This is a genomic window from Frateuria defendens (genome assembly GCF_001182895.1).
Lineage (GTDB): Bacteria > Pseudomonadota > Gammaproteobacteria > Xanthomonadales > Rhodanobacteraceae > Frateuria_B > Frateuria_B defendens.
In genome coordinates this window covers 57,252-79,343 of the sequence record NZ_LFQR01000048.1, presented here as the reverse complement: position 1 = coordinate 79,343, position 22,092 = coordinate 57,252, and the positions used below count along the sequence as shown (strand labels likewise).

The 22,092-nt window shown below is 71.9% G+C and carries 17 protein-coding genes; 7 read left to right on the top strand and 10 right to left on the bottom strand.

Annotation, left to right across the window (positions count from 1 at the left end):
- Positions 1–34: 34 nt before the first annotated feature.
- Positions 35–3,274: a carboxypeptidase regulatory-like domain-containing protein gene (locus tag ACH65_RS08065; RefSeq protein ID WP_153242522.1), complete on the top strand. Its 3,240-nt coding sequence runs from the start codon at positions 35–37 to the stop codon at positions 3,272–3,274.
- 73 nt (positions 3,275–3,347) lie between these two features.
- Here ACH65_RS08065 and ACH65_RS08060 read toward each other — a convergent pair whose 3' ends face one another.
- Complete coding sequence (locus tag ACH65_RS08060) at positions 3,348–9,182, bottom strand: putative Ig domain-containing protein (protein WP_082190203.1); 5,835 nt, start codon at positions 9,180–9,182, stop codon at positions 3,348–3,350.
- 313 nt (positions 9,183–9,495) lie between these two features.
- Between ACH65_RS08060 and ACH65_RS08055 the strand changes: the two genes are divergently transcribed.
- From ACH65_RS08055 to ACH65_RS08040, 4 genes are read left to right on the top strand one after another with little or no spacing between them, the layout of a single operon-like run.
- Positions 9,496–10,005 carry a phage tail protein gene (locus ACH65_RS08055; protein WP_049622063.1) on the top strand — a complete coding sequence of 170 codons (510 nt, stop codon included), beginning with the start codon at positions 9,496–9,498 and terminating at the stop codon, positions 10,003–10,005.
- A 16-nt stretch (positions 10,006–10,021) separates the two neighbouring features.
- Positions 10,022–10,552, top strand: coding sequence for a phage tail protein (locus tag ACH65_RS08050; protein WP_049622062.1), 531 nt, complete (start codon positions 10,022–10,024; stop codon positions 10,550–10,552).
- A gap of 36 nt (positions 10,553–10,588) precedes the next feature.
- Entirely contained in the window at positions 10,589–11,119 is a 531-nt protein-coding gene (locus ACH65_RS08045) for a phage tail protein (protein WP_049622061.1), read from the top strand.
- A complete protein-coding gene (locus ACH65_RS08040; RefSeq protein WP_053096210.1) occupies positions 11,116–11,673 on the top strand; it encodes a GNAT family N-acetyltransferase in 558 nt (185 codons plus the stop codon). The genes ACH65_RS08045 and ACH65_RS08040 overlap by 4 nt, the downstream gene beginning before the upstream one ends.
- Here the strand turns inward: ACH65_RS08040 and ACH65_RS08035 are convergent.
- On the bottom strand, positions 11,666–11,965 hold the full coding sequence (locus ACH65_RS08035) for a DUF6916 family protein (RefSeq protein ID WP_049622060.1): 300 nt from the start codon (positions 11,963–11,965) through the stop codon (positions 11,666–11,668). The genes ACH65_RS08040 and ACH65_RS08035 overlap by 8 nt on opposite strands.
- A 215-nt stretch (positions 11,966–12,180) precedes the next feature.
- Here ACH65_RS08035 and ACH65_RS08030 point away from each other — a divergent pair, with 215 nt between their 5' ends.
- Complete coding sequence (locus ACH65_RS08030; RefSeq protein WP_049622059.1) at positions 12,181–12,606, top strand: VOC family protein; 426 nt, start codon at positions 12,181–12,183, stop codon at positions 12,604–12,606.
- On the opposite strand, the gene ACH65_RS08025 is transcribed toward ACH65_RS08030, so the two are convergent.
- Positions 12,584–14,023, bottom strand: a complete 1,440-nt coding sequence (locus tag ACH65_RS08025) for a pyridoxal phosphate-dependent decarboxylase family protein (protein ID WP_202594168.1) — start codon at positions 14,021–14,023, stop codon at positions 12,584–12,586. The two genes, ACH65_RS08030 and ACH65_RS08025, sit on opposite strands and share 23 nt — an antisense overlap.
- Positions 14,020–15,255, bottom strand: coding sequence for an MFS transporter (locus tag ACH65_RS08020; protein ID WP_237561474.1), 1,236 nt, complete (start codon positions 15,253–15,255; stop codon positions 14,020–14,022). The genes ACH65_RS08025 and ACH65_RS08020 overlap by 4 nt, the downstream gene beginning before the upstream one ends.
- Before the next feature lie 96 nt (positions 15,256–15,351).
- Here ACH65_RS08020 and ACH65_RS08015 point away from each other — a divergent pair, with 96 nt between their 5' ends.
- Positions 15,352–15,810: a winged helix-turn-helix transcriptional regulator gene (locus ACH65_RS08015; RefSeq protein WP_049622057.1), complete on the top strand. Its 459-nt coding sequence runs from the start codon at positions 15,352–15,354 to the stop codon at positions 15,808–15,810.
- A gap of 148 nt (positions 15,811–15,958) precedes the next feature.
- Here ACH65_RS08015 and ACH65_RS08010 read toward each other — a convergent pair whose 3' ends face one another.
- Genes ACH65_RS08010 through ACH65_RS07985 form a run of 6 tightly spaced genes read right to left on the bottom strand, consistent with a single transcriptional unit; the run spans position 15,959 to position 21,940 of the window.
- Complete coding sequence (locus ACH65_RS08010) at positions 15,959–17,221, bottom strand: cysteine desulfurase (protein ID WP_049622056.1); 1,263 nt, start codon at positions 17,219–17,221, stop codon at positions 15,959–15,961.
- Positions 17,222–17,269: 48 nt separating this feature from the next.
- Complete coding sequence (sufD, locus tag ACH65_RS08005; protein WP_049622055.1) at positions 17,270–18,586, bottom strand: Fe-S cluster assembly protein SufD; 1,317 nt, start codon at positions 18,584–18,586, stop codon at positions 17,270–17,272.
- Positions 18,583–19,377, bottom strand: a complete 795-nt coding sequence (sufC, locus tag ACH65_RS08000; protein ID WP_425478273.1) for a Fe-S cluster assembly ATPase SufC — start codon at positions 19,375–19,377, stop codon at positions 18,583–18,585. The genes sufD and sufC overlap by 4 nt, the downstream gene beginning before the upstream one ends.
- On the bottom strand, positions 19,378–20,019 hold the full coding sequence (locus tag ACH65_RS07995) for a class I SAM-dependent methyltransferase (RefSeq protein ID WP_049622054.1): 642 nt from the start codon (positions 20,017–20,019) through the stop codon (positions 19,378–19,380).
- Positions 20,016–21,485, bottom strand: coding sequence for a Fe-S cluster assembly protein SufB (sufB, locus tag ACH65_RS07990; RefSeq protein ID WP_049622053.1), 1,470 nt, complete (start codon positions 21,483–21,485; stop codon positions 20,016–20,018). Before sufB ends, ACH65_RS07995 begins: the two co-directional genes overlap by 4 nt.
- Complete coding sequence (locus ACH65_RS07985; RefSeq protein WP_049622052.1) at positions 21,482–21,940, bottom strand: SUF system Fe-S cluster assembly regulator; 459 nt, start codon at positions 21,938–21,940, stop codon at positions 21,482–21,484. Before ACH65_RS07985 ends, sufB begins: the two co-directional genes overlap by 4 nt.
- Between the last annotated feature and the right edge of the window lie 152 nt (positions 21,941–22,092).

Genomic DNA, 22,092 nt, shown 5'->3' with positions numbered 1-22,092 from the left:
ACGGGCCGCTTCGAGCGAATCCAAGGAGCACATCATGGCTACATCCAGTGGCGGGAGGTGCCGCGCGCGGCGGTTCGCGCGGGCGTGTCTCGGGTTCTGCCTGCTCATAGGCCTCGCCCACGCGCAGAGCCAGCTGCCGCGCCCGACGGGTGCCGTGCCGGTGGCCGGCACGCTCACCCTGATGCTCGACCCAAACCCGGGCCCGGCCGCCGCCGTGCCGTCGGCACGGCGGATCGAGCTGCCGGACGTGGACGTGTTCCTGCGCGAGGCGGCGTCCGGCACTGCCGGCCCGAGGAGCAAGACCCAGCTCGACGGACGCTTCCACCTCGCCGCGCCGGCGCCGGGCATCTACACCGTTTGCTGGGAGGCGCCGGGCATCGGCGCCGGCTGCGGCGGCCGCTTCAGGGCCGGCCCGGATGCGGTGTACCTGCAGGTCGTGCCGGTCCATGCGAAGGGCGGCTTCGTCTACGGCAAGGTGCTCACCGCCGACAACCGGCCGTGCTGGGTGAGCGATGCATTCTTCGGCCTGGACGTGTCCACCCGCGTCGTCCTGTTCGACAGCCGCCAGCATCCGGTGCAGCCGGCCATGCGCGCCAACACCGAGGGCGAATACGTGTTCGCCGGGCTGAAGGCCGACCGCTACCAGGTGCGCGCCGCCTGCGAGAAGGCCCAGGCGCAGGCGCTGGTGTCGGCCGGCGAGGCGCCGGCCGCGGCCAACCTCACGCTGCCCAACCATGCGCCGCGGGTGGCCGGCATCGCCGCCTTCGACGGCACGCGAGGCATCACCCGCGCCGGCACGGGCGCGGCGATCAAGATCGCGGCCAGCGTGCGCGATGCCGAGAACGACCCGCTCGACTACATCTGGAAACCCGCCGAGGACGCGGGCCCGCTGGCCGCCGTCAACGCGGCGCAGCAGCCATGGACCACCGGCGCGCAGGCGGGCTTGCAGACGCTCTACCTGATGGCCCGCGACGGCAAGGGCGGCTATGCCTACAAGCGCTTCGACCTGCCGGTGGGGGGCCGGGAGGTGGTCTTCGCCGGGCGCGTGATCGACGAGGTCACCGCCGCCCCCGTCGCCAAGGCGGCGGTGGCGGTGAACGGCGCCGGCACCACCACCAACGCGCAGGGCTGGTTCAGCCTGAAGACCGCGCCGGCGGTCGCGCCGGAGCGCTACGTGCTCACCGTCTCGCACCCGCAGTACGCGCTGCTGGCGCGCGTCCACGACAAGGCCGCCGCGGGCGACGTCTATCCGCTGATCCGCGTGCAGGCCGCCAGCGCGGACCCGGCGGGCGTCATCGACGTCACCGACACGCGCAGCAGCGGCCCCTGCGGCGGCAAGGCGCCGGCACGGCCGCTGCCCGGCCACGACCGCCGGGCCACGCTCGCCATGCAGCAGGCCACGGACCGTTACGCGCGCCCGTGCCGGCGCGAGGGCGCCCGGCTGATCCTGCCGGCCGGCGCGCTGGTGGACGCCGGCCAACGCCCGGCGCAGGGGCCCGTCTCGGTGCAGTTCGCCACGCTCAACCCCGCCCGCCGCGCCCTGCCCGGCGACTACCGCGCCACCGACGCCGCCAACGCGCCGGCCGAGCTGCTGAGCTACGGCGCGCTCTACGCGCAGTTCCGCGACGTCGCCGGCCGGCCGCTCAACCTCAAGCCCGGCAGCAGCGCCGAGATCCGCGTGCCGATCCCGCCCGAGCAGCAGGCCTCGGCGCCCGCCTCGATCGCGCTGTGGTCGTTCGACCAGGGCCGCGGTCTGTGGGTGCAGGAGGACACCGCCACGCGGCAGGGCGCGATGTACGTGGGCAAGACCCGGCACTTCTCCACTCTCAACATGGACGTCGCCGGCAATGACCCGGCGCAGGCCACCTGCGTGCGCTTCACGCTCGGCGCCTCGCTGAGCGGCTGGAGCAATCTCGTCGTCCGCGCCTACGTCTCCTACGGCGGCAACGCGGTGCAGGTGAAGGAGACGGCGCTCAACGGCGACCAGTACCACGCGATCTACCGCATCCCCTACGCGCCGCCGGCGCCGGCGCCGAACACGCTGCGGCTGGAGCTGCGCGGCACCTACGGCGGGCAGGAGGTGGTGCTGCTCAACAACATCGTCAACACCGACGCGCCGCGCCCGAAGATGACCGGCAACAACCTCTGGCCGCCCTACCCCTACGCGGAGTGCGGCGACGCGATCACGCTGGAGGCCGACCCGGTGAACCTGCCCTACTACGGCGACATCGACGCCACCGGCCGGCCCGCCTTCCTCACCGGCCCGTTCGGCCAGTTCGCGCCGGCCAACGGCGAGCAGGTGGCCACCGACTACTACAACACCCTCGACCCGGGCAACGCGACCTTCCCCACGCTGGCGGCGTGGTGGACCCAGCATGGCTTCGCCGCCGACGGCGGCGGCGGCACGCGGGCCGCCTACCTCAACCACAACGACCTGGGCTTCGGCCGCGACATGCACTGCAAGCAGACCGGCGCCGACCTGGCCTGCTACGTGACCAACTACGGCGCGCCCGACCAGAACCCCGCCAACGCGGACGCGGCGGAAAGCCAGGACCCGGCCAGGCGCGGCGCGACGGTGGCGATGGAGTACAGGAGCAGCGAGCCCGCCGACCGCCGCGTGCGCTTCTACGTGTACGCGGGCGGCGACCCCGCCGCCGCCGGCAAGCTGAAGTTCGCCGACCTGGACGGGCTCGGGCCCAAGTCGGTGCCGCACCTGTGCCTGGTCTGCCACGGCGGCTCCTACGACGGCACGGCCAACAACGCCCTGCAATCGCGCTTCCGCGAGTTCGACCTGCAGTCGTTCAAGTATTCCGGCGGCCGTTCCTGGGACTACCCGCCCGCGCCGGACAGCAACAGCCTGAGCGCCGCCGAGCTGACCACCTTCGCCACGCTCAACCAGCTGGTGCACGACGTCCAGCCCGGCAGCAGCGCGATCAAGACACTGATCGACAACTGGTACCCGGGCGGCTTCAACCCGGGCACGAAACCCTCGCAGGCCAACGTGCCGCCCGGCTGGAGCGCCGGCGGCGACCCCGCCGTGTACCGCAACGTGTATGCGAAATCCTGCCGCACCTGCCACGTCGCGCGCGACGGCGGCGTGGCGAACGCCTTCATCACCTTCAGCAGCTCCAGCCAGTTCGCGCCCACCGACTACGCGGTCTGCGGCACGCCGAAGTTCATGCCCAATGCGTACATCACCTACAAGAACTTCTGGAACGACCCGCAGCGCGTGATCGACTACAAGAACTTCACCGGCGCCGGGACGTGCCAGTGACCGCCGCCGCACTGGGCGCCGCGCCCGGGTGAAGGCTCGGCGGGCGCCCTGGGCGGCGCCCGCCGGCCTGCCGCTAGAGCTTCTTCTCCGCCCCCAGCAGCACCGACTGGTTGTCGCGGCTGCTGTTGTCGAGCAGGTTCTGGTATTCGAACCGCAGCAGCCAGCCGCGCAGCAGTTGCAATTGCAGGCCCGCGCCGAGCAGGGTGTGGTTGCGCGACTGGTTGTTGAGCGTGGCGCGGTACAGCGGGCCGTCCAGCAGGTCCGCGTAGCGCATCACGGCCTGGCTCGAACCCTGGAAGTCGTGGCCGAACTCCACCCGCAGCTGCGGCAGCCACATGCCGTAGTCGCGCTTGGCCGACCACTGCGCGCGCAGGCCGAGCGTGCCGGTGCTGGTCTTCACCGTCTGCCCGCGGTAAGCCAGCGCGAACACCTCGTCGCCGTGCTCGGTATAGCCGTCCAGATGTGCCCGGGCGATGTCGAGGCGGCCGTAGGGCGACAGCAGCATGCCCTCGCTGCGGTGCTCGTAGCTCAGCGAGAACGAGCCGAACAGCTGCTTGCCGTCGCGGCTGCCGCGCACGGTGTTGCCGTTGTCGGTGACGTAGCGGCGGGCGTCGAACGACAGCCACTGGTAGCCCACCAGCGCGTCCGCGTACACCGCCTCGAACGGCCGGTAGCTGGCGTAGAGGGCCAGGTTGTAGCTGTCCACCGTGCTGCGGCTGGTGTTGCGGCCGATGTCGGAAGTGTCGTGGCCGTAGCCCAGGCCAATGCCCAGCGCGAGGGCCTCGCTCACCCGCTTGTCGGCGCCCACGCTCACCCCCGAGGTGGTGAAGTCGATGCCGTCGTCGCTGCTGCCCGGCTGGCTCTTGCCGAAGTTCACCGCGCCGCCGGTCCAGATCGACACGTCGCCCGGTAGGCTCGCGCTCCCGGCGCGCTCGCCCGAAGGCGGCGCGGCGGCGGCGTCGGGCTGCACCATGCCCAGGCGCTCCCAGTCGTCGCCCGCCGTCGGCCCCTGGCGCAGCGGGTCGCGCTGCTGCCGGGCGCCGGCCGAGCTGAAGGTGATGCCGTTGCTGAAGCCGCCGATCGCGGCCGCCCCGCCGTGCAGGCTTTCCAGCCGGCGCTGGAAGTTGCCGATCTGCCCGATGGCCATGCGCCGGGTGGCGTCGGCCTGCGCCTCCAGGATACCGAGCACCTCGGCGTTCTTCGACGGGTCGCTGCGCGCCGTCACGCTCACCGTGATGCTTCCCGGCGCCGAGGTCGCGTAGGCATTGCTCAGCGTGTAGCCGAGCTGCGCCGCGCCGCTGAAGGTGGCCGACGCGGTGAAGTCCAGCCGGTAGCCGGTGGCCGTGGCGCGGACGCTGGCGGTGCCCGCATTGCTTGGTGAAACGGAGAGCACCCGGGCGCCGGTGAACGGGCCGCCGCGCGCGCCGGCGGTGAGGTCCATGTGCACCGTGGTGCCCGCGACCGCCTCGGCGCTCAGCGCCGCCGGCACCGGCAGCGGATTCACCGTGAGGGTGATGCGCGCCGGCGCGGAGGCGCCGAAGGCGTTGCTCAGCGTGTAGTCGAAGCCGATCGTCCCGGTGGCGTCCGCCGCCGGCGTGTAGACGATGTCCGTACCGTTGACGGCCAGTTGGCCGGTCGAGGGCGGATCGACCACGTGCAGCGCCGTGAACGGCCCGCCGGTGGCGCCCGCCGCGGCGTGGATCGTCACCGCCTGTCCGGCGAGCACGGTCGCCGCCTGCGCCGCCGCGGTCGGCACCGCCAGCGGCGTCACCGTGACGGACACGGTCGCCGGCACGGAGGTGCCGCCGGGGCCGATGGCCGTGTAGGTCAGCGTGTCGCTGCCGTAGTAGTTGGTGGCCGGCGTGTAGACCACATCGAGGCCATTGACGCTGGCGCTGCCGTGCGCGGGCGCCTGGGCGATGGCGATGCTGGCGATCGGGCCGGCGTCGTTGGCGGTCACCGCGATCGTCGCCGGCGCGTCCGCGGGCATGCTGAAATTGTCGTTCTGCGCCACCGGCACCGGCTGGGCGACGGCCACCGTGTAGGCCTGGCTGCCGGTGAAGTGCAGCCCGTCGGTGGCGGTGATGGTGAAGCTGTAGCTGCCCGCCGCGCCCGGCGTGCCGGCGAGCAGGCCGGCGGCGCTGAGGCTCAGGCCGGCCGGCAGCGTGCCCGCCGACACGCTGAAGGCATAGCTGCCGTCGCCGCCGCTGGCCGCGAGCTGCTGGTGGTAGGCCACGGCGGCCTGGCCGCCCGGCAGCGTGGCCGGCGTCACGGTGATGGCCGGCGCGCCGATGCTCACCGTGTAGCTGTGCGTGGCGTTGAACGGCGCGCCGGCACCCGTGCTGCTGTCGGTGACGCGCACCGTGAAGCTGAAGCTTCCCGCCGCGCTCGGCGTGCCCGACAACTGCCCGGTGGCGGCGTTGAGGCTAAGCCCCGCCGGCAAGGCGCCGGCGCTGACGCTGTACGCATACGGCGCCACGCCGCCCGTCGCGGTGAGGCTCTGCGCATACGCCGCCTCGGCCATGCCCGCCGGTAGCGTGGCCGGGCCCAGCGCGAGCGTCGGCGCCGCCACGTTGACCGTGTAGGCCTGGCTACCCGTGAAGCCGTGGCCGTCCTGGGCGCTCACCGTGAAGGTGAACGAGCCCGCCGCCGTCGGCGTGCCGGACAGCACGCCGGCGCTGCTCAGGCCGATGCCCGCCGGCAGCGCGCCGGCAGCAAGGCTGAAGGTATAGCTGCCGTCGCCGCCGCTGGCGGCCAGCGGCTGGTTGAACGGCGCGGCCACTTGCAGGGCCGGCAGCGCGGCCGGCGTGACGGCGATCGCCGGCGCGCCGATGGTCACGCTGTAGCTGCGCGTCGCGCTGAACGGCGCGCCGCTGCCCGTGCTGCTGTCCGTGGCCCGCACCGTGAAGGTGAAGGTGCCCGCAGCCGTCGGCGTGCCCGACAGCGTGCCGCTCGAACTCAAGGCCACGCCCGGCGGCAGCGAGCCCCCACTCAGCGCATAGCTGTAGGGCGCGATGCCGCCGCTGGCCACGATGGTCTGGGCATAGGCGCTCTCGGCCGTGCCTCCCGGCAGCGAGGCCGGGCTCAGGCTGATCGACGCCGCGCCCGCGCTCAAGGTATAGGCCTGGCTGCCCGTGAAGCCGAGGCCGTCGTGCGCGGTGACGGTGAAGTTGTACGTGCCGGCTGCAACGGGCGTGCCGGAAAGCAGGCCGACGGAAGACAGGGCCACGCCCGGCGGCAGGGCGCCGGCCGCGAGCGAGAACGTGTAGCCGCCGGTACCGCCGCTGGCGGTCAGCGCCTGCGAGTAGGCGGTGCCCACCTGCATCGCGGGCAGCGAGGCCGGCGCGAGGGTGATCGTCGGTGCCGCCACGGTGAGGCTGTAGGCGCGCGAGCCGGTGAACGGCGCGCCGGTGCCCGTGCTGCTGTCCGTCGCCCGCACCGTGAAGGTGAAGGTGCCCGCGGCCGTGGGCGTGCCCGACAAGGCGCCGCCCGAACTTAAGGCCATGCCCGGCGGCAGCGAACCCGCGCTCAGCGAGTAGGTGTAGGGCGCCGTGCCGCCGCTGGCGGTCAAGGCCTGGCTGTAGGCCGCCTCGGCGGTGACGCCCGGCAGGGTTGCCGGGTCGAGCGTGATGCTGGCTGCGGCCAAGGTCACGCTGTAGGCGCGGCTGCCGGTGAAGCTGTGCGCGTCCGTCGCCGTGATGGTGAAGTTATAGGTGCCGCCCGCCGTCGGCGTGCCGGACAGGCTGCCGTCCGAGGCGAGGGTCAGGCCCGCCGGCAGGCTGCCCGCAGTGACTGCATAGTTGTACGGTGCGCTGCCGCCCGCCGCCGACACGTTCTGGCTGTAGCCGACGCCGACCACCGGCGCGGGCAGCGAGGCCGGCGAGAGCGTCACCGTGGGCGCCGCCACCGTCAGCGTATAGCTGCCGGAAACCGTGTAGGGGCCGCTGCCGGTGCTGCTGTCCGTGGCGGTGATGGTGAAACCCGCCGTGCCCGCCGAGGTGGGCGTGCCGGACAGGGTGCCGGTGGAAGTGGAAAAGCTGAGCCCCGTCGGCAGGGTGCCCGAGTTCACCGTGAGGCTGTAGCTGTACGAAGGGGTGCCGCCGCTGGCCGTGAACGTCTGGCTGTAGGGCACGCCGGCGCTGCCGCTCAGGCTGCCCGGCGCCGGGCTGAGCGCCAGGGTGGGTGCGTTGACGTTGAACGTGTAGGCGCGCGAGCCGGCGAACGTGCCGCCGCTGGTGCTGTCGGTGGCCGTGACGGTGAAGTTGAACGCACCGCCCGCCGTGGGCGTGCCCGACAGCGCGCCGGAGGAAGACAGCGCCAGGCCCGCCGGCAACGCACCCGCCGACATCGCGAAGGTGTACGGCGCAGTGCCGCCGGCGCCGATCAGCGTCTGCGCGTAGGCCGTGCCGACCGTCGCCGCCGGCAGCGCCGGCGGCAACACCGACACCGTGGGCGGCGCGATGACCAGCGTGAGGTTGCCGCTGGTCACGCTGAAGGGGCCGGTGCCCGTGCTGCTGTCCGTCGCGGTGACGCGGAAATTGAAGGTGCCCGCGGCCGTGGGCGTGCCCGAGAGCGTGCCGTTGCTGGCCAGCGTGAGGCCGGCCGGCAAGGCGCCCGAAGTCACCGCGTAGGTGTACGGCATGGCGCCGCCGCTGGCGCCGGTGAGCGACTGGCTGTAGGGCACGCCCGCCGTGCCCGCGGGCGGATTGGCCGGCGTGTAGCTCAACGTCGGCGGCGACACGGTGATGCTCGCCGTGGCCGGCGCCGACGTGCCGGAGCCGTTGGTCGCGGTGTAGGTGAAGCTGTCGCTGCCGGCATAGCCGGCCGTCGGCGTGTAGGTGATGGAGGTACCGCTGGCCGTGGCCGTGCCGTGCGCCGGCGCCGTGCCGACGGCCACCGACGCGGGCGTGCCGCCGGTGATGTTGAGCGTGATGGGGTTGGCCGAGCTGCCGTAGGCCACCGTGGCGCTGACCGGGTTGGCCACCGGCGGCTGGTTCTGCACCGTCACCGTGAAGCTGGTCGCGCCGAAGTACGGGCCGCCGGCGCTGCTGTCGGTGGCCCTGATGGTGAACGTGCTGGTCTGCAGCGTGGTGGGCGTGCCACTGATCACGCCGCCCGGGGACAGGCTCAAGCCCGCCGGTAGCGAGCCGGTTTCGAGTGAGTAGGTGTACGGCCCGGTGCCGCCCGTGGCCGACAGCGCCTGGTTGTAGGGCGTATTGATCGCGGGGTTGGGCAACGTGGTGGGAATGGTGATGGTCGGCGACGGCACCGTGATCGCGTAGCTCTTGGTGCCGCTCGCGCTAGTGTTGTCGGTGGCCGTGAAGGTCACGCTGTAGCTGCCGCCGGTGGTCGGCGTGCCGGAGATGGTGCCGCCGCTGAAATTCAGGCCTGGCGGCAGGCTGCCGGAGGTCAGCGCGATGGTGTAGGGCCCCGCGCCGCCGCTGGCCGTCAGCGTCTGATTGTAGGCGACACCGACCTGCGGCGCCGGCAGCGTGGACGGGGCGATCGCGATGCTGGAGGTGGGCGCGGCGATGTTGACCGTTACGGCCACCGTGCCCGAGTCGCCGTCCAGGAACTGGAAGTGGTCCTGCACCGCGCCGCCGGCGATGACGGTGTTGGTGTAGGTGACCTGGTTGCTGAGGTTGTTGTAGGCGATCGTGCCGTAGGTGGAGGAGGCGTCGCCGCCGTTCAGCCCGAAGCCCGTGTCGCAGGCCGTGGCGTCGATGGTGACGGAGCCGCCGGAGGCGACGGAAACGGTGTAGGGCCCGCAAACCACGGACGTCGCCGCCCTCGCCTGCCCCGTCGCCAGCATCAGCGCGCCCAGCAACCATAGCCCCCACAGGCGCGGCGAACGAACGAACGCCGCCAACGCCCACAGCGTGGTGCGACAGATCCCTAGACCCTGCATGGTCCTTGCCCCTTGTTGCGCACCCGGCCCCGCACCGCGCCGCGCGCCCCGGAGAGCGCCCGACCAGCGATGGAACCAGGCAGCCACGGCTTCCCGCTAGCCGTCCCCTGTATCGACATGCGCAACACCGCAGGACCCGCCGTGTCGCTCCCGGCTTCGCGCACATCCGCGGCATCCTACCCCTTGCCGACGCCCCGGACCCGACATTGTGTTCGCGCGCAGGAATCCCTTGTCAAGCCACTCGTGGGTGCGCAAAAGTAATTCGACCCGGCGACCAGGACGCGCCTGCCGGGCACCACCAGGGGGAATCCACATGTCAGATCCGTATCTCGGGCAGATCATGCTTACGGGCTTTGGTTTCGCGCCCCGGGGCTTCGCCGCCTGCAACGGCACCACCATGTCGATCGCGCAGAACCAGGCGCTGTTCGCGCTGCTCGGCGTGCAGTACGGCGGCAACGGCACCACCACCTTCATGCTGCCCGACCTGCGCGGCCGCACGCCGCTCGGCACCGACAACACGACCTACCCGGTCGGCAACCTCGGCGGCTCGGAAAGCGTGACGCTGCTGACCGGCCAGCTGCCGCCGCACGTCCACCTCGCCAACGCCAGCGGCAGCGCCGGCACCACGCGCAACCCGACCAACGCGCTGTTCGGCGGTTCCGGCAGCACGGCCCTCTACGGGCCTTCCACCAGCGCGCAGGTGGTGCTGAACGCGGCCAGCCTCGACAGCGCCGGGCAGAGCGGGCCGCATTCGAACATGCAGCCCTACGGCGTGCTCAATTTCTGCATCGCCTTGAACGGCCTCTATCCCCCCCGCAACTGACGCCGGAGCCACGACCATGACGACACCCTACGTCGGCGAAATCCGGCTGCTGCCCTACTCCTTCGCCCCGGTCGGCTGGCTCGACTGCGACGGCCGCCTGCTGTCCATCTCCAACTACGAGCTGCTGTACACCCTGCTGGGCACCCTCTACGGCGGCGACGGCCAGACCACCTTCGCCCTGCCCGACCTGCGCGGCCGCGTCCCCCTGCACATGGGCACCGGGCAAGGGCTCACGCCGCGCACGCTCGCCGAACTGGGCGGCACCGAGACGGTGACGCTCACGCCCGGTCAGATGCCCGCGCACAGCCACCCCTACGCCGCGACCAGCGCCACCGCCGGCAGCAGCACCCCCGGCGCCGGCGTGCAGCTCGGTGCGGTCAGCAGCGACACGCTGTACACCGGCGACATCACCGGCCTCGCCAGCGCCGACATGGCGGCAACCATGATCGGCCCCAGCGGCGGCAGCCAGCCCCACGACAACACCATGCCGACACTGACGGTGCGCTTCTGCATCGCCACCGACGGCGTCTTCCCCTCGCAGGGCTGAGCCGTCCACTACGACAGCTTCCAGGGAGAATCCACGATGAGCGAGCCGTTCCTCGGCGAAATCCAGCTGTTCGCCTTCAATTTCGCCCCCCGCCAATGGGCACAGTGCCAGGGGCAGCTGATGCCACTCAACCAGTACACGGCACTGTTCTCGCTGCTCGGCAACATCTTCGGCGGCGACGGGCAGCACAACTTCGCCCTGCCGAACTTCAGCGGCAGCGCCGCCTGCGCGCAGGGGCAAGGCAACGGGCTGACCCCGCGCACAGTCGGCGAGAGCTTCGGCTCGGAGAGCGTGACGCTGCTGGGCAACCAGATGCCCAGCCACACCCATGGGGCTCGGGTCTACAACCAGCGCGATACCAGCAAGCGCCACGGCATCCCGGCCGCCGGCGACGCCGTGGTGGCGCCGGCCACCCTACAGCCGTTCGTCGCCGCCTCGCCCGACACCGCCTTCCCGCCGAACGTGGTGGGCGCCAGCGGCGGCGGGCTGCCCCACGAGAACCGGCAGCCCTACCTGGCCGTGAACTTCTGCATCGCCCTGGCCGGCGCCTACCCCAGCCGCCCTTGAGCGGCCTCTCGGCGCTCGCCTTCCCGCCGGCCCGGACCGCACTGCTGTCCGGGCCGGCGGGCCTCGGCGTGGAGCTGCGGCCGGCGCAGGACGGCGACCTGCCGTTCCTGCGTACGCTGTACGGCGAGCTGCGCACGGCCGAGCTAGCGGCCGTGCCCTGGCCCGAGGCGGCCCGGCAGGCCTTTCTCGACAACCAGTTCGCCCTGCAGCACCGCCACTACACCACGCACTACCTGCCCGCCGACTTCCTGGTGATCGAACACTCCGGGCATCCGATCGGACGTCTATACGTCCATCGTGGCGAGCGCGAGGCGGTACTGGTTGACATCGCGCTGCGGCCCGCCTGGCGCGGTCGCGGCATCGGCCGCCGGCTGATCGGGCTCGTCCAGGCCGCCACGCGGCAGGCCGGCCTCGCCGCGCTCGCCTTGCATGTGGAGCTGGGCAACGCCGCCGCGCAGCGCCTGTACGAGCGGCTGGGCTTCGTGGCCGGCGAGGTGGCCGGCCATCACCGCGCCATGCGCTGGGACGTAGCCCGCGACCGGGCAGTCAGTTGAACAGCGCCTGGTAGATGAAGCCGTCGCGGTCGCGCGCCACCGGCACCAGGAAGATGCCGAACTCGCCCAGCGCCGCATGCTTCATCTGGTAGATCTTCTGCGGAAAGAGAATCGCCGACTCGTGCCGGAACAGCAGCGAGAACGGCGCCCGCACCATGCCCGGCACCGCCCGCTGCACCGGCAGCGGCCGCGCCTCGACCAGGGTGAAGACCGAGCCGCCGTCCTGGTCCAAAGCCACGTCGAACGTCTCGTTCACGTGGCCGGCGAAGTGTTCCAATCCGAAGAACTGCATGGCGTCGTTCCCCCGTTCGAGCCCGCGCTTTTTCCAGGCCGGAAGTCTGGCACAACTGGGCCGCACGCACCCGGCATCCGGACACGGCGCGCCAGGCCGCCGGGCGCCGTCCAGCGCTGGCGCTGGCCGCCCGTGTTCGGCATGATCGCGCCGTCGGCGGGGCGCCCGGTTTGCACCGCCTCGTCCGGCCCGCTACCCAGCCCAGGCGCACCGACATGTCCGACATCGGCCTCACCCACGTGGCGCTGCCCGTGCATTCGCTGGAGGCCAGCATCGCCTTCTACGCGAAGTACGCCGGCATGCATCCCGTCCACCGCCGGCCAGGGGTGGTCTGGGTCAGCGACCGCACGCGGCCGTTCGCCATCGTCCTGATCGAGACACAGGGCGAGATCAAGCCACTGCTCCCCATGGCCCACCTCGGGGTCGGCGTGCCGACGCGGGAAGAAGTGGACCGGTTGTCCGAGTTGGCGCGCGCCGATCGCTGCCTCATCCGCGAACCCGAGGATGCGGGGCCGCCCGTCGGCTACTGGGCCCTGATCCGGGACCCGGATGGCCATACGCTCGAGGTTGCCTACGGGCAGGAACTGGGCCACACGGTCGAGGACGTACCCGCCACGCCTACCGGGCCAATGTCCGGCTGACTGCGCCCACCCCGCCGCTCACGGCAAGCAGCCGCTGCAACGCCGCGAAAGTGCGCTCCACATCCGCCACCGTCGTGCGCCAGTTGCAGAGCGCCGCGCGCAGCACCGGGCGGCCGTCGAGCACGGAGGGCGAGAGATAGGCCGTGCCGTCCTCGTGCAGGGCCTGGCGCAAGGCGGCGAGCCGGGCCGCATCGCCGTCGGCCAGGGCGAAGCAGACCACGTTGAGGCGCACCGGCGCGGCCAGGCGGAAGCGCGGGTCGGCCCCGATCAGTTCGCCCAGCCGCGCGGCGGCGGCCGCGTTGCGCTCGACCAGTTCGGCGTAGCCCTCGCGGCCGTAGGCGAGCAGGCTCGCCCACAGCGGCAGCGCGCGGAAACGGCGCGAGTTCTCCGGCGCCAGGTGTAGGAAGTTGTCCGGTACCGCCTGCGGCGGCGGCAGGTAGGCGGAGTGGTTCTGGAACACTTCCCGTTGCAGCGGCAGGTGCGCCGTGTAGGCCACCGCGCAGTCGTAGGGCACGTTGAGCCACTTGTGCGCGTCCACCGTCACCGAGTCGGCCGCCCCGATGCCCGCCAGCCGCGGGCGATAGCGCGCGCTGGCCGCGGCGATGCCGCCGAAGGCCGCGTCCACGTGCAGCCAGAAGGGGGTGCGGCGCTTGAGCGAGGCGATGGCGGCGAGATCGTCGAAGTCCACCGTGTTCACCGTGCCCGCACTCGCCACCACGATGGCCGGCGCCTCGCCGTGTTCTTGCAGCGCGCGCTCCAGCGCCGCCACGTCCAGCGCCTCGCGGCCGGGCAGCAAAGGCAGCGCGCGCAACGCGGCACGCCCGAGCCCGGCCATGCTCAGCGCCTTCACCGTGCTCGAATGCGCGCTGCCGGCGAACACCGGGATCGGCGGCAGGCCGAGCAGGCCGTCCGCGGCCACGTCGCGGCCATGGCGATGCCCCGCCCACTGCCGCGCCAGCGCCATGCCGACGTAGTTGGCCATGGTGGCACCGGTGACGCACACGCCGGTCCACGCCGGCGGCCAGCCGAGCAGTTCGCCCAGCAGGTTCACCGCCTGCTGCTCGATGGCCGCGGCGCAGGTGTCGCCGTTGCGCTGGGTGTTCTGGTCGAAGGCGCCCACCAGCCAATCCGCCGCCAGCGCCGCGGGCGTGGCGCCGCCGGTGACGAAGCCGAAGTAGCGCGGGCCGGAGCTGCCGGAGAGCGCATCGCCATGCTCGCGCATGAAGCGCCGCAGCACGGCGAGTGCGCCCTCGCCCTGCTCGGGCAGCGCGATGCGCGCGGGCAGCGCCGGCGGGGTCGCGGCCGCAGGCCGCTCCGGTAACTCGCGCAGGTAGCCGCCAGCGATCGCGCGCGCCTCGTCGAGGATCGCGTCGAGCCCGGCGAGGTCTTGCTGGAAGCGGGGGTGCATGGAAGTCATTCGGATATCCGTGAGTCGAGCGGGAGGCAAGCCTGCGGCATGGCGCGCCGCGTGGCCGCCCAGAAAACCAGGGCCGCCAGGCTGACCGCGGCGCCGAGCAGACACACGGCCGGCCAGCCGGCCCGGGCGTAGACGGCGGTGGCGGCCGTGGCACCGCCGCCGCTGCCCAACCCGTAGAACAGCATGTAGCCGCCGAGCAGTCGGCCGCCGGCTTCCGGACGGCCGTGCAGGATCATGCTCTGGTTGGTGATGTGGATGGCCTGCGCGGCAAGGTCGAGCAGCACCACGCCGAGCACCGTGGTCCACAGGCCGAACCGCATCGCCGCCAGCGGCAGCCAGGCGGCGAGCAGCAGCAAGAGCGCTGCGCCCGTCGCGCGCTGTCCCCGGCCACGGTCCGCCCACTGCCCGGCGCGGCCGGCAGCCCAGACGCCGACCAGCCCGGCCAGGCCGAAGGCGCCGATGGCCGTGTGCGAGAGCGCATGCGGCGGTGCGCCCAGCGGCAGGCTGAGCGCGCTCCAGAAAATGCCGAGCGCCGCGAACATCAGCAGGGCGATGCCGCCGCGGATCTGCAGCACGCGGTCGTATCGCAACACGTGCAGCAGGCCGACCAGCAGACGCGGATAGGACGGCGCGCCGGCCGCCGGCAAGGCCGGCAGGCGCCGGCGCAACAAGGCCAGCAGGACCACGGCGACGGCGGCGGAGCCCGCGTACAGGGCGCGCCATCCGGCCACGTCCGCCACCACGCCGGCCACTGCCCGCGCCGCGAGCAGGCCAACCATGACGCCGGCGCCCACCGTGCCCATCATCCGCCCGCCTTCGCCCGGCGGCGCCCAGGCGGCCGCGTAGGCCAGCATGCCCTGCGTCATCGCCGTGCCCAGCAGGCCCAGGGCGAACGCGCTCGCCAGCAGCATCGTCGGGCTCGCCGCCAGCGCCATCGCCAGCGAGGCAAGGCCGAGCAGTGCGGCCAGCACCAGCGCCAGGCGCCGCCGCGGCACCCGGTCGCCCAGCGGGACCAGCAGCACCAGCGCCAGCAGCGAGCCCAACTGCGTCACGCCGAACACCGCGCCGATGGCCGCATGGCCAATGCCGAACTCCGCCGACAGTGCGTCGAACAGCGGCTGGGCGTAGTACACGTGGGCCACGCTCCAGGCGCAGGTGGCGGCGAACAGCAACCGCAGCGCGCCGTCGCCTGCCGCCACCCCTGCCCGCATCGCGCGCCCCAGACTGTCCACACCACCTCACAGTTGCAAAAAGAAACTACATGCAGTGTGTGGAAACTGGTTTTACAATGCAACCACGAAACAAGAACGCCACTACCGAGGACCGCCATGGCCGCCAGGGAACAACTCAAGCATGCGCCCTGCCCCGTGGCGCGCGCGCTGGACGCGGTGGGCGACGCCTGGTCGCTGCTGATCGTGCGCGACGCCTACGACGGCAAGCGCCGCTTCGGCGAATTCCTCGACAGCTTGGGCATCGCCCGCAACATCCTGTCCGGCCGCCTGCGCAAACTGGTGGAGGCCGGCATCCTCGAGGAGGCCGCCGCCTCCGACGGCTCGGCCTACGGCGAATACCGCCTCACCCGCAAGGGCATGGATCTCTTCCCCGTGGTGGTGGGCCTGCGCCAGTGGGGCGAGAAGCACCTGTACGGCAGGCAGGAGCGCCACTCGCTGCTGATCGATGAGGCCAGCGGCAAGCCCATCCCGCGCATGCGCCCGGCCGCGGCCGACGGCCGCCCGCTGACACCCGCCAACACCCGCGTCAGGAAGCTGCCCGATGGCCGTGCCTGAAAGCCTGTCCAGCTCTTCTCATCACGGCGCACCGCCGCTGTAGACATAAGGAGCGCGCCTTGCGCGCGACAAGCCTACGCAGCGGCGACGGCATGGTGCCCCGGTCGCGCGCAAGGCGCGCTCCTACAGTTCGTTCCGTGGCCGGCGCCTACATCAGCAGCTTGCGCACCTTGAGCAGCGCGGCGACGAAGGCGTCCACTTCCTCGCGCGTGTTGTAGAAGGCCAGCGAGGCGCGCAGCGTGGCGGGCACGCCGTAGAACTGCATCAGCGGATGGGCGCAGTGGTGACCCGAGCGCACGGCCACGCCCTCGAGGTCGAGCAGGGTGGCGAGGTCGGTGGCCTGGGCGCCCTCGACCAGGAAGGAGATCACCGGCTCCTTCTCCGCCGCCTCGCCGACCAGGCGCAGGCCGGGGATCTCGCGCAGGCGTTCGGTGGCGTAGGCGAGCAGCTCGCCCTCCCACGCGCGGATGGCGTCGAAGCCGAGCGTGCGGTAGTAGCCGATGGCCGCGCCCATGCCGGCGAAGCCGGCGATGTTGGGCGTGCCGGCCTCGAACTTGTGCGGGGCCTCGGCGAAGGTGGTGCCGGAGAACTTCACCTCGCGGATCATCTCGCCGCCGCCGAAGAACGGCGGCATCGCATCGAGGTGTTCGCGCCTGGCCCACAGCAGGCCCGTACCGGTGGGCGCGAGCATCTTGTGGCCGGTGACGGCGTAGAAATCGCAGCCCAGCGCCTGCACGTCCACCGGGCGGTGCGGCACCGCCTGCGAGCCGTCCACCAGCAGCGGGATGCCGCGCCGCCTGCACTCGCGCGCAAGCTCGCGCACCGGGTTGACGGTGCCGAGCACGTTGGAGACGTGCGCCACGCAGGCCAGCTTCACCTCCGGCGTGAGCAGCTCGACGAACTTCTCCACGATCAGCTCGCCGCGCTCGTCGATCGGCGCCGCCTTCACCGTGGCGCCGGCGCGCGCGGCCACGATCTGCCACGGCACGATGTTGGCGTGGTGCTCCATCACCGTGGTGAGGATGGCGTCGCCGGGCTTGAGACGCGGCAGCGCGTAGCTGTAGGCCACCAGGTTGATCGACTGCGTGGTGCCGGAGGTGAGCACCACTTCGTCGCGCGAGGGCGCGTTGATGAACTTCGCCAGCTGGTCGCGCGCGCCCTCGTAGGCGGCGGTGGCCTCCTCGCCCAGCTGGTGCACCGCGCGCGCCACGTTGGCGTTGTGCTCGCGGTAGTGCGCGTCCACCGCGTCGATCACCTGGCGCGGCTTCTGGCTGGTGTTGGCGTTGTCGAAGTACACCAGCGGCTTGTCATGCACGCGGCGGGCGAGCAGCGGGAAGTCCTCGCGCACGCGCTCGACGTCGAACGTCGCGGCGGAGGCGGCGGAGGCGGTGGTGGCGGGCTTGGCGGTCATGGCGGAACTCCGTTGGCGCCCTCCCGGCGGGCGGGAGGGGCGAGAGGCTTACGACGGCAGCTGGCCGATCAGCAGCGTGTCCAGGTGCTCGCGCAGCGCGGCGTCCGGCAGGTCGTCGAACACCGCGCGGCAGAAGGCGGCGGTGAGCAGCGCCCGCGCCTGGGTCTGCGGCAGGCCGCGCGAGCGCAGGTAGAACAGCGCGCGCTCGTCGAGCTGGCCCACGGTGGCGCCGTGCGCGGCCTTCACCTCGTCGGCGTAGATCTCCAGTTCCGGCTTGGTGTCGATCTCGGCCTGGCCGGAGAGCAGCAGGTTCTTGTTGCTGAGGCTGGCGTCGCTGCCGTCGGCGCCCGGCGCCACCACGATGGCGCCGCGGAACACGCCGCGCCCGCGCTGGTCGGCCACGCCGCGCCAGATGGATTCGGAGGCGGTGCCGAGCGCCTGGTGGCGGATCGCGAGCTGGGTGTCGATGTGCTGGCGCCCCGTGGGCATGAACACGCCGCGGGTGACGAAGCGCGCGCCGTCGCCGGCAAGCTCCGCCGCCAGGTCGTGGCGCACCAACGCGCCGCCCAGCTCCAGCGCGTGCAGCGTGGCCTGCGCCCGCGCCTCCAGCCGGTAGCCGCTGCGGCGGACCAGGGTGGCGCCGGCGGCCGCGCGCTGCAGCAGCACGTGGCGCAGCTGCGCGCCCTCGCGCAGCACGAAGTCGGACACCTGGGTGCCGAGGTGGCGCTGCTCGCCGGTGGCGAGGTGCTGTTCGATCAGCTCCAGCTCCGCGCCCTCGCCCAGCTCGACCACGTGGCGCGCGTGCCAGGCCAGCTCGCCCTCCGCCGGCGCACCGACGATGAGCAGCCGCACCGGCTGCGCGATCTTCGCGCCGGCCGCCACGCGCAGCACCGCGCCGTCGCCGGCCAGCGCCGCGTTGAGGCGGGCGAAGGCCTCGCCGCCGTCGCGGTAGAGCCGCGCCAGCGCGAAGCGCAGCGGCTCGGGCTCGCCGGCCAGCACCTGTGACAGCGGTTCGAGGCTGAGGCCCGCGGGCAGGTCGTCCAGCCGGGAGAGATCGGCGCGAAAGGCGCCGTTGACGAACACCAGCGCCGGGCCGTCGATGCCCGCCAGCGCCAGCGCGGCCGCCTCGACCGGGCGCGAGGCGGCCTGCGCGTCGCCCAGCGCGAACGGGCGCTGTGCCAGCGCGCGCAGCGCGGTGTACTTCCACGCCTCGTTGCGGGTGTCGGGCAGGCCCGCGGCGAGGAAGGCGTCGAGATTCTCGCACCGCGCGGCGTCCAGCCAGCCGATGCCGCGGCCGGGCAGCGCGGCGGCCGCCGCGGCCTCGCGCAGCGACTCGACGAACGGGGTTCGCGCGGCCTCGCTCATGCCCGCTCTCCGACCAGGGCCTGGCCGGCGAACTCCGGGTGGCGCTCGGCGATCCAGGCGTAGCCATGCTCTTCCAGCTTGAGCGCCAGCGACTTGTCGCCGCTCTCCACGATGCGCCCGCCGGCCAGCACGTGCACGTAGTCGGGCACGATGTAATCGAGCAGGCGCTGGTAGTGGGTGACCACCAGGAACGAGCGCTCCGGCGAGCGCAGCGCGTTGACGCCCTCGGCCACCTGCTTGAGCGCGTCGATGTCCAGGCCCGAGTCGGTCTCGTCGAGGATGGCGAGCTTGGGTTCCAGCACCGCCATCTGGAAGATCTCGTTGCGCTTCTTCTCGCCGCCGGAGAAACCCTCGTTCACCGCGCGGTGCAAGAGCTCGTCGGAGATCTGCATGATCTTGAGCTTCTCGCGCACCAGCTTGAGGAACTGCATGGAGTCCAGTTCCTTCTCGCCGCGCGCCTTGCGCTGCGCATTGAGCGCGGCGCGCAGGAAGTAGGTGTTGTTCACGCCCGGGATTTCCACCGGGTACTGGAAGGCCAGGAACAGGCCGGCGGCGGCACGCTCCTCCGGCTCCAGCGCCAGCAGGTCCACGCCCTCGAAGCTGACGCTGCCGGCGGTGACCTCGTAGCCCTCGCGCCCGGAGAGCACGTTGCCCAGGGTGGACTTGCCGGCGCCGTTGGGGCCCATGATGGCGTGCACCTCGCCCGGCTTCACGGTGAGGCTCAAGCCCTTGAGGATGTCCTTGCCCTCGACGCGGGCGTGCAGGTTTTCGATCTTCAGCATGGTGGTCACTCAGTGGAATCCGGCGTCTCCGCCGCAGCGGCGGAGCACGACATAGGTGAAAGCTTGCTCATTGCCCGAGGGCGTGCGATGCACGTCGCGATGCTCGGTCACCGGCTCGTAGGCCGGCGCGAAAACGGCCGCCGGCGAAAGCGCGTCATAACGCACGACCGGCAGCCCGGTGCAACGCTCCGGCCCGTCCGCGGCGAACGTGCCGACGACGGCGAAACCACCGGGGCGGACGGCGCGCACGGCCGAGGCCACGTAGCGCGCGCGGTCGCCGGCCTCGGAGAGGAAATGGAACGTCGCACGGTCGTGCCACAGCGCGAAATGCGCGGCCGGCAGCGCGACCTCGGTGACATCGCCGACGATCCAGCGCACGGTCTGCGCCCGCGCGCCGAGGTGCCGCTTCGCCTCGGCCAGCGCCACGGCGGAGAGGTCCAGCACGCTCACGTCGGTGAAGCCGCGCGCGAGCAGGTCGTCGACCAGGGTGGAGCGGCCGCCGCCGACGTCCAGCACGGGCAGGTCGCGTGGCAGATCCAGCGCGTCGATCAGGCGCAGCGACGCTTCGAGGTGCGGGCGAAACCAGCTGGTCTGCGCCTCGCTCTTCGCGCTGTACACCGCATCCCAATGCGCCTGGCGCATCGCGTTCATCCCACTGCGCCTTCCAGCGAGACTTCCAGCAGCTTCTTGGCCTCCACCGCGAACTCCATCGGCAGCTCCTTGAACACCTGCTTGCAGAAGCCGTCCACGATCATCGACACGGCGTCTTCCTCGCCGATGCCGCGGGCGCGGCAGTAGAACAGCTGGTCGTCGGAGATCTTGGAGGTGGTGGCCTCGTGCTCCACGATGGCGCCGGGGTTCTTCACCTCCATGTAGGGGAAGGTGTGGGCGCCGCACTGCTTGCCGATCAGGAGACTGTCGCACTGGGTGTAGTTGCGCGCGTTGTCGGCGCCCTTCTCCACCTTCACCAGGCCGCGGTAACTGTTCTGGCCGCGGCCGGCGCTGATGCCCTTGGAGACGATCTTCGAGCGCGTGTCGCGGCCGATGTGGATCATCTTGGTACCGGTGTCGGCCTGCTGGCGGTGGTGGGTGAGCGCCACGGAGTAGAACTCGCCCACCGAGCGGTCGCCGCGCAGCACGCAGCTGGGGTATTTCCAGGTGATGGCCGAGCCGGTCTCCACCTGGGTCCAGGAGATCTTGGAGTCCGCGCCGCGGCAGTCGCCGCGCTTGGTCACGAAGTTGTAGATGCCGCCGACGCCGTTCTCGTCGCCGGGGTACCAGTTCTGCACCGTGGAGTACTTGATCTGCGCGCGCTCCAGGCACACCAGCTCCACCACCGCCGCGTGCAGCTGGTTCTCGTCGCGCATCGGCGCGGTGCAGCCTTCCAGGTAGGAGACGTAGGCGTCGTCCTCGCACACGATCAGGGTGCGCTCGAACTGGCCGGTGTTCATCGCGTTGATGCGGAAGTAGGTGGACAGCTCCATCGGGCAGCGCACGCCCTTGGGCACGAACACGAAGGAGCCGTCGGAGAACACCGCCGAGTTGAGCGCGGCAAAGAAGTTGTCGCCGGCCGGCACCACGCTGCCCAGGTACTTCTGCACCAGCTCGCCGTGCTCGCGGATCGCCTCGCTCATCGAGCAGAAGATTACCCCGGCCTCGGCCAGCTCCTTGCGGAAGGTGGTGCCCACGGAGACGGAGTCGAACACCGCGTCCACCGCCACGCCCGCCAGCTTGGCGCGCTCGTGCAGCGGCACGCCGAGCTTGTCGTAGGTTTCCAGGAGCTTGGGGTCGACCTCGTCCAGCGACTTGGGGCCGGCCTTGGGCGCGGCGTAGTAGCTGATGGCCTGGTAGTCGATGGGCGAGAGCCTGAGCTTGGCCCAGTCCGGCTGCGGCATGGTCAGCCAGTGGCGGTAGGCCGCAAGGCGCCATGCGGTCATCCACTCGGGCTCCTGCTTGATCGCGGAGAGCTGGCGGATGATGTCCTCGCTCAGGCCCGGCGGCAGGCTGGTGGTTTCGATGTCGGTGACGAAGCCGGCCTCGTAGCGGCGGCCGAGCGCCTCCGCCACCTCGGCGTTGTCGCGAAGCGTGGCTGACACGTCGCTGCGTTCGCTGCTCATGGTGCGGTCCTGCCTTTCAATTCGGTGAGTGGCACGGTGGCGACGGCCGGGCGCGGGGCGGGCAGCATGTCGGCCAGGCTCATGGTGCGCAGCGCGCCGTCGAGCACGCTGTTGATGCGCCGCCAGCTGCCGCGCACGTTGCACAGGCCCTCGCGCTCGCACTGGCCCTCGGCCACGCTGCACTCGGTCATGCCGAGCGGCCCTTCCATCGCCTCCACGATCTCGGCCAGGCTGATCGCCTCGGCCGGCCGCGCCAGCCGGTAACCGCCGTTGACGCCGCGGAAGGAGTCCACCAGCCCGGCGTGGCCGAGCGACTTCAGCAGCTTGCTGACGGTGGGCAGCTCCAGGTGCGTCTCGTCGGCGATCTGCGCGGTGCTCAGCACCGACGCCGGGTGCGCGGCGATGCAGGTCATCACCACGGTGGCGTAATCGGTGAGGCGGCTGACGCGGAACATGGGCGGTGGAGGAGGCGGGCTTAATCCAGACCAAAATGGTACAGATTGCGCCGGGGGCGGTCAATGAAGCCCCGGGGGCACGCCCTCCCATTGCACCACCAGCGAACAAGCGGCGCACCTCATCCATGCAATACGGTGACCGGCAAGGCCCC

Excerpts from the sequence above, each read along its gene's own strand:
- ACH65_RS08065 (WP_153242522.1), top strand. The coding sequence starts at position 35 with ATGGCTACATCCAGTGGCGGGAGGTGCCGCGCGCGGCGGTTCGCGCGG.
- ACH65_RS08060 (WP_082190203.1), bottom strand. The coding sequence starts at position 9,182 with ATGCAGGGTCTAGGGATCTGTCGCACCACGCTGTGGGCGTTGGCGGCG.
- ACH65_RS08055 (WP_049622063.1), top strand. The coding sequence starts at position 9,496 with ATGTCAGATCCGTATCTCGGGCAGATCATGCTTACGGGCTTTGGTTTC.
- ACH65_RS08050 (WP_049622062.1), top strand. The coding sequence starts at position 10,022 with ATGACGACACCCTACGTCGGCGAAATCCGGCTGCTGCCCTACTCCTTC.
- ACH65_RS08045 (WP_049622061.1), top strand. The coding sequence starts at position 10,589 with ATGAGCGAGCCGTTCCTCGGCGAAATCCAGCTGTTCGCCTTCAATTTC.
- ACH65_RS08035 (WP_049622060.1), bottom strand. The coding sequence starts at position 11,965 with ATGCAGTTCTTCGGATTGGAACACTTCGCCGGCCACGTGAACGAGACG.
- ACH65_RS08030 (WP_049622059.1), top strand. The coding sequence starts at position 12,181 with ATGTCCGACATCGGCCTCACCCACGTGGCGCTGCCCGTGCATTCGCTG.
- ACH65_RS08025 (WP_202594168.1), bottom strand. The coding sequence starts at position 14,023 with ATGACTTCCATGCACCCCCGCTTCCAGCAAGACCTCGCCGGGCTCGAC.
- ACH65_RS08015 (WP_049622057.1), top strand. The coding sequence starts at position 15,352 with ATGGCCGCCAGGGAACAACTCAAGCATGCGCCCTGCCCCGTGGCGCGC.
- ACH65_RS08010 (WP_049622056.1), bottom strand. The coding sequence starts at position 17,221 with ATGACCGCCAAGCCCGCCACCACCGCCTCCGCCGCCTCCGCCGCGACG.
- sufD (WP_049622055.1), bottom strand. The coding sequence starts at position 18,586 with ATGAGCGAGGCCGCGCGAACCCCGTTCGTCGAGTCGCTGCGCGAGGCC.
- ACH65_RS07995 (WP_049622054.1), bottom strand. The coding sequence starts at position 20,019 with ATGAACGCGATGCGCCAGGCGCATTGGGATGCGGTGTACAGCGCGAAG.
- sufB (WP_049622053.1), bottom strand. The coding sequence starts at position 21,485 with ATGAGCAGCGAACGCAGCGACGTGTCAGCCACGCTTCGCGACAACGCC.
- ACH65_RS07985 (WP_049622052.1), bottom strand. The coding sequence starts at position 21,940 with ATGTTCCGCGTCAGCCGCCTCACCGATTACGCCACCGTGGTGATGACC.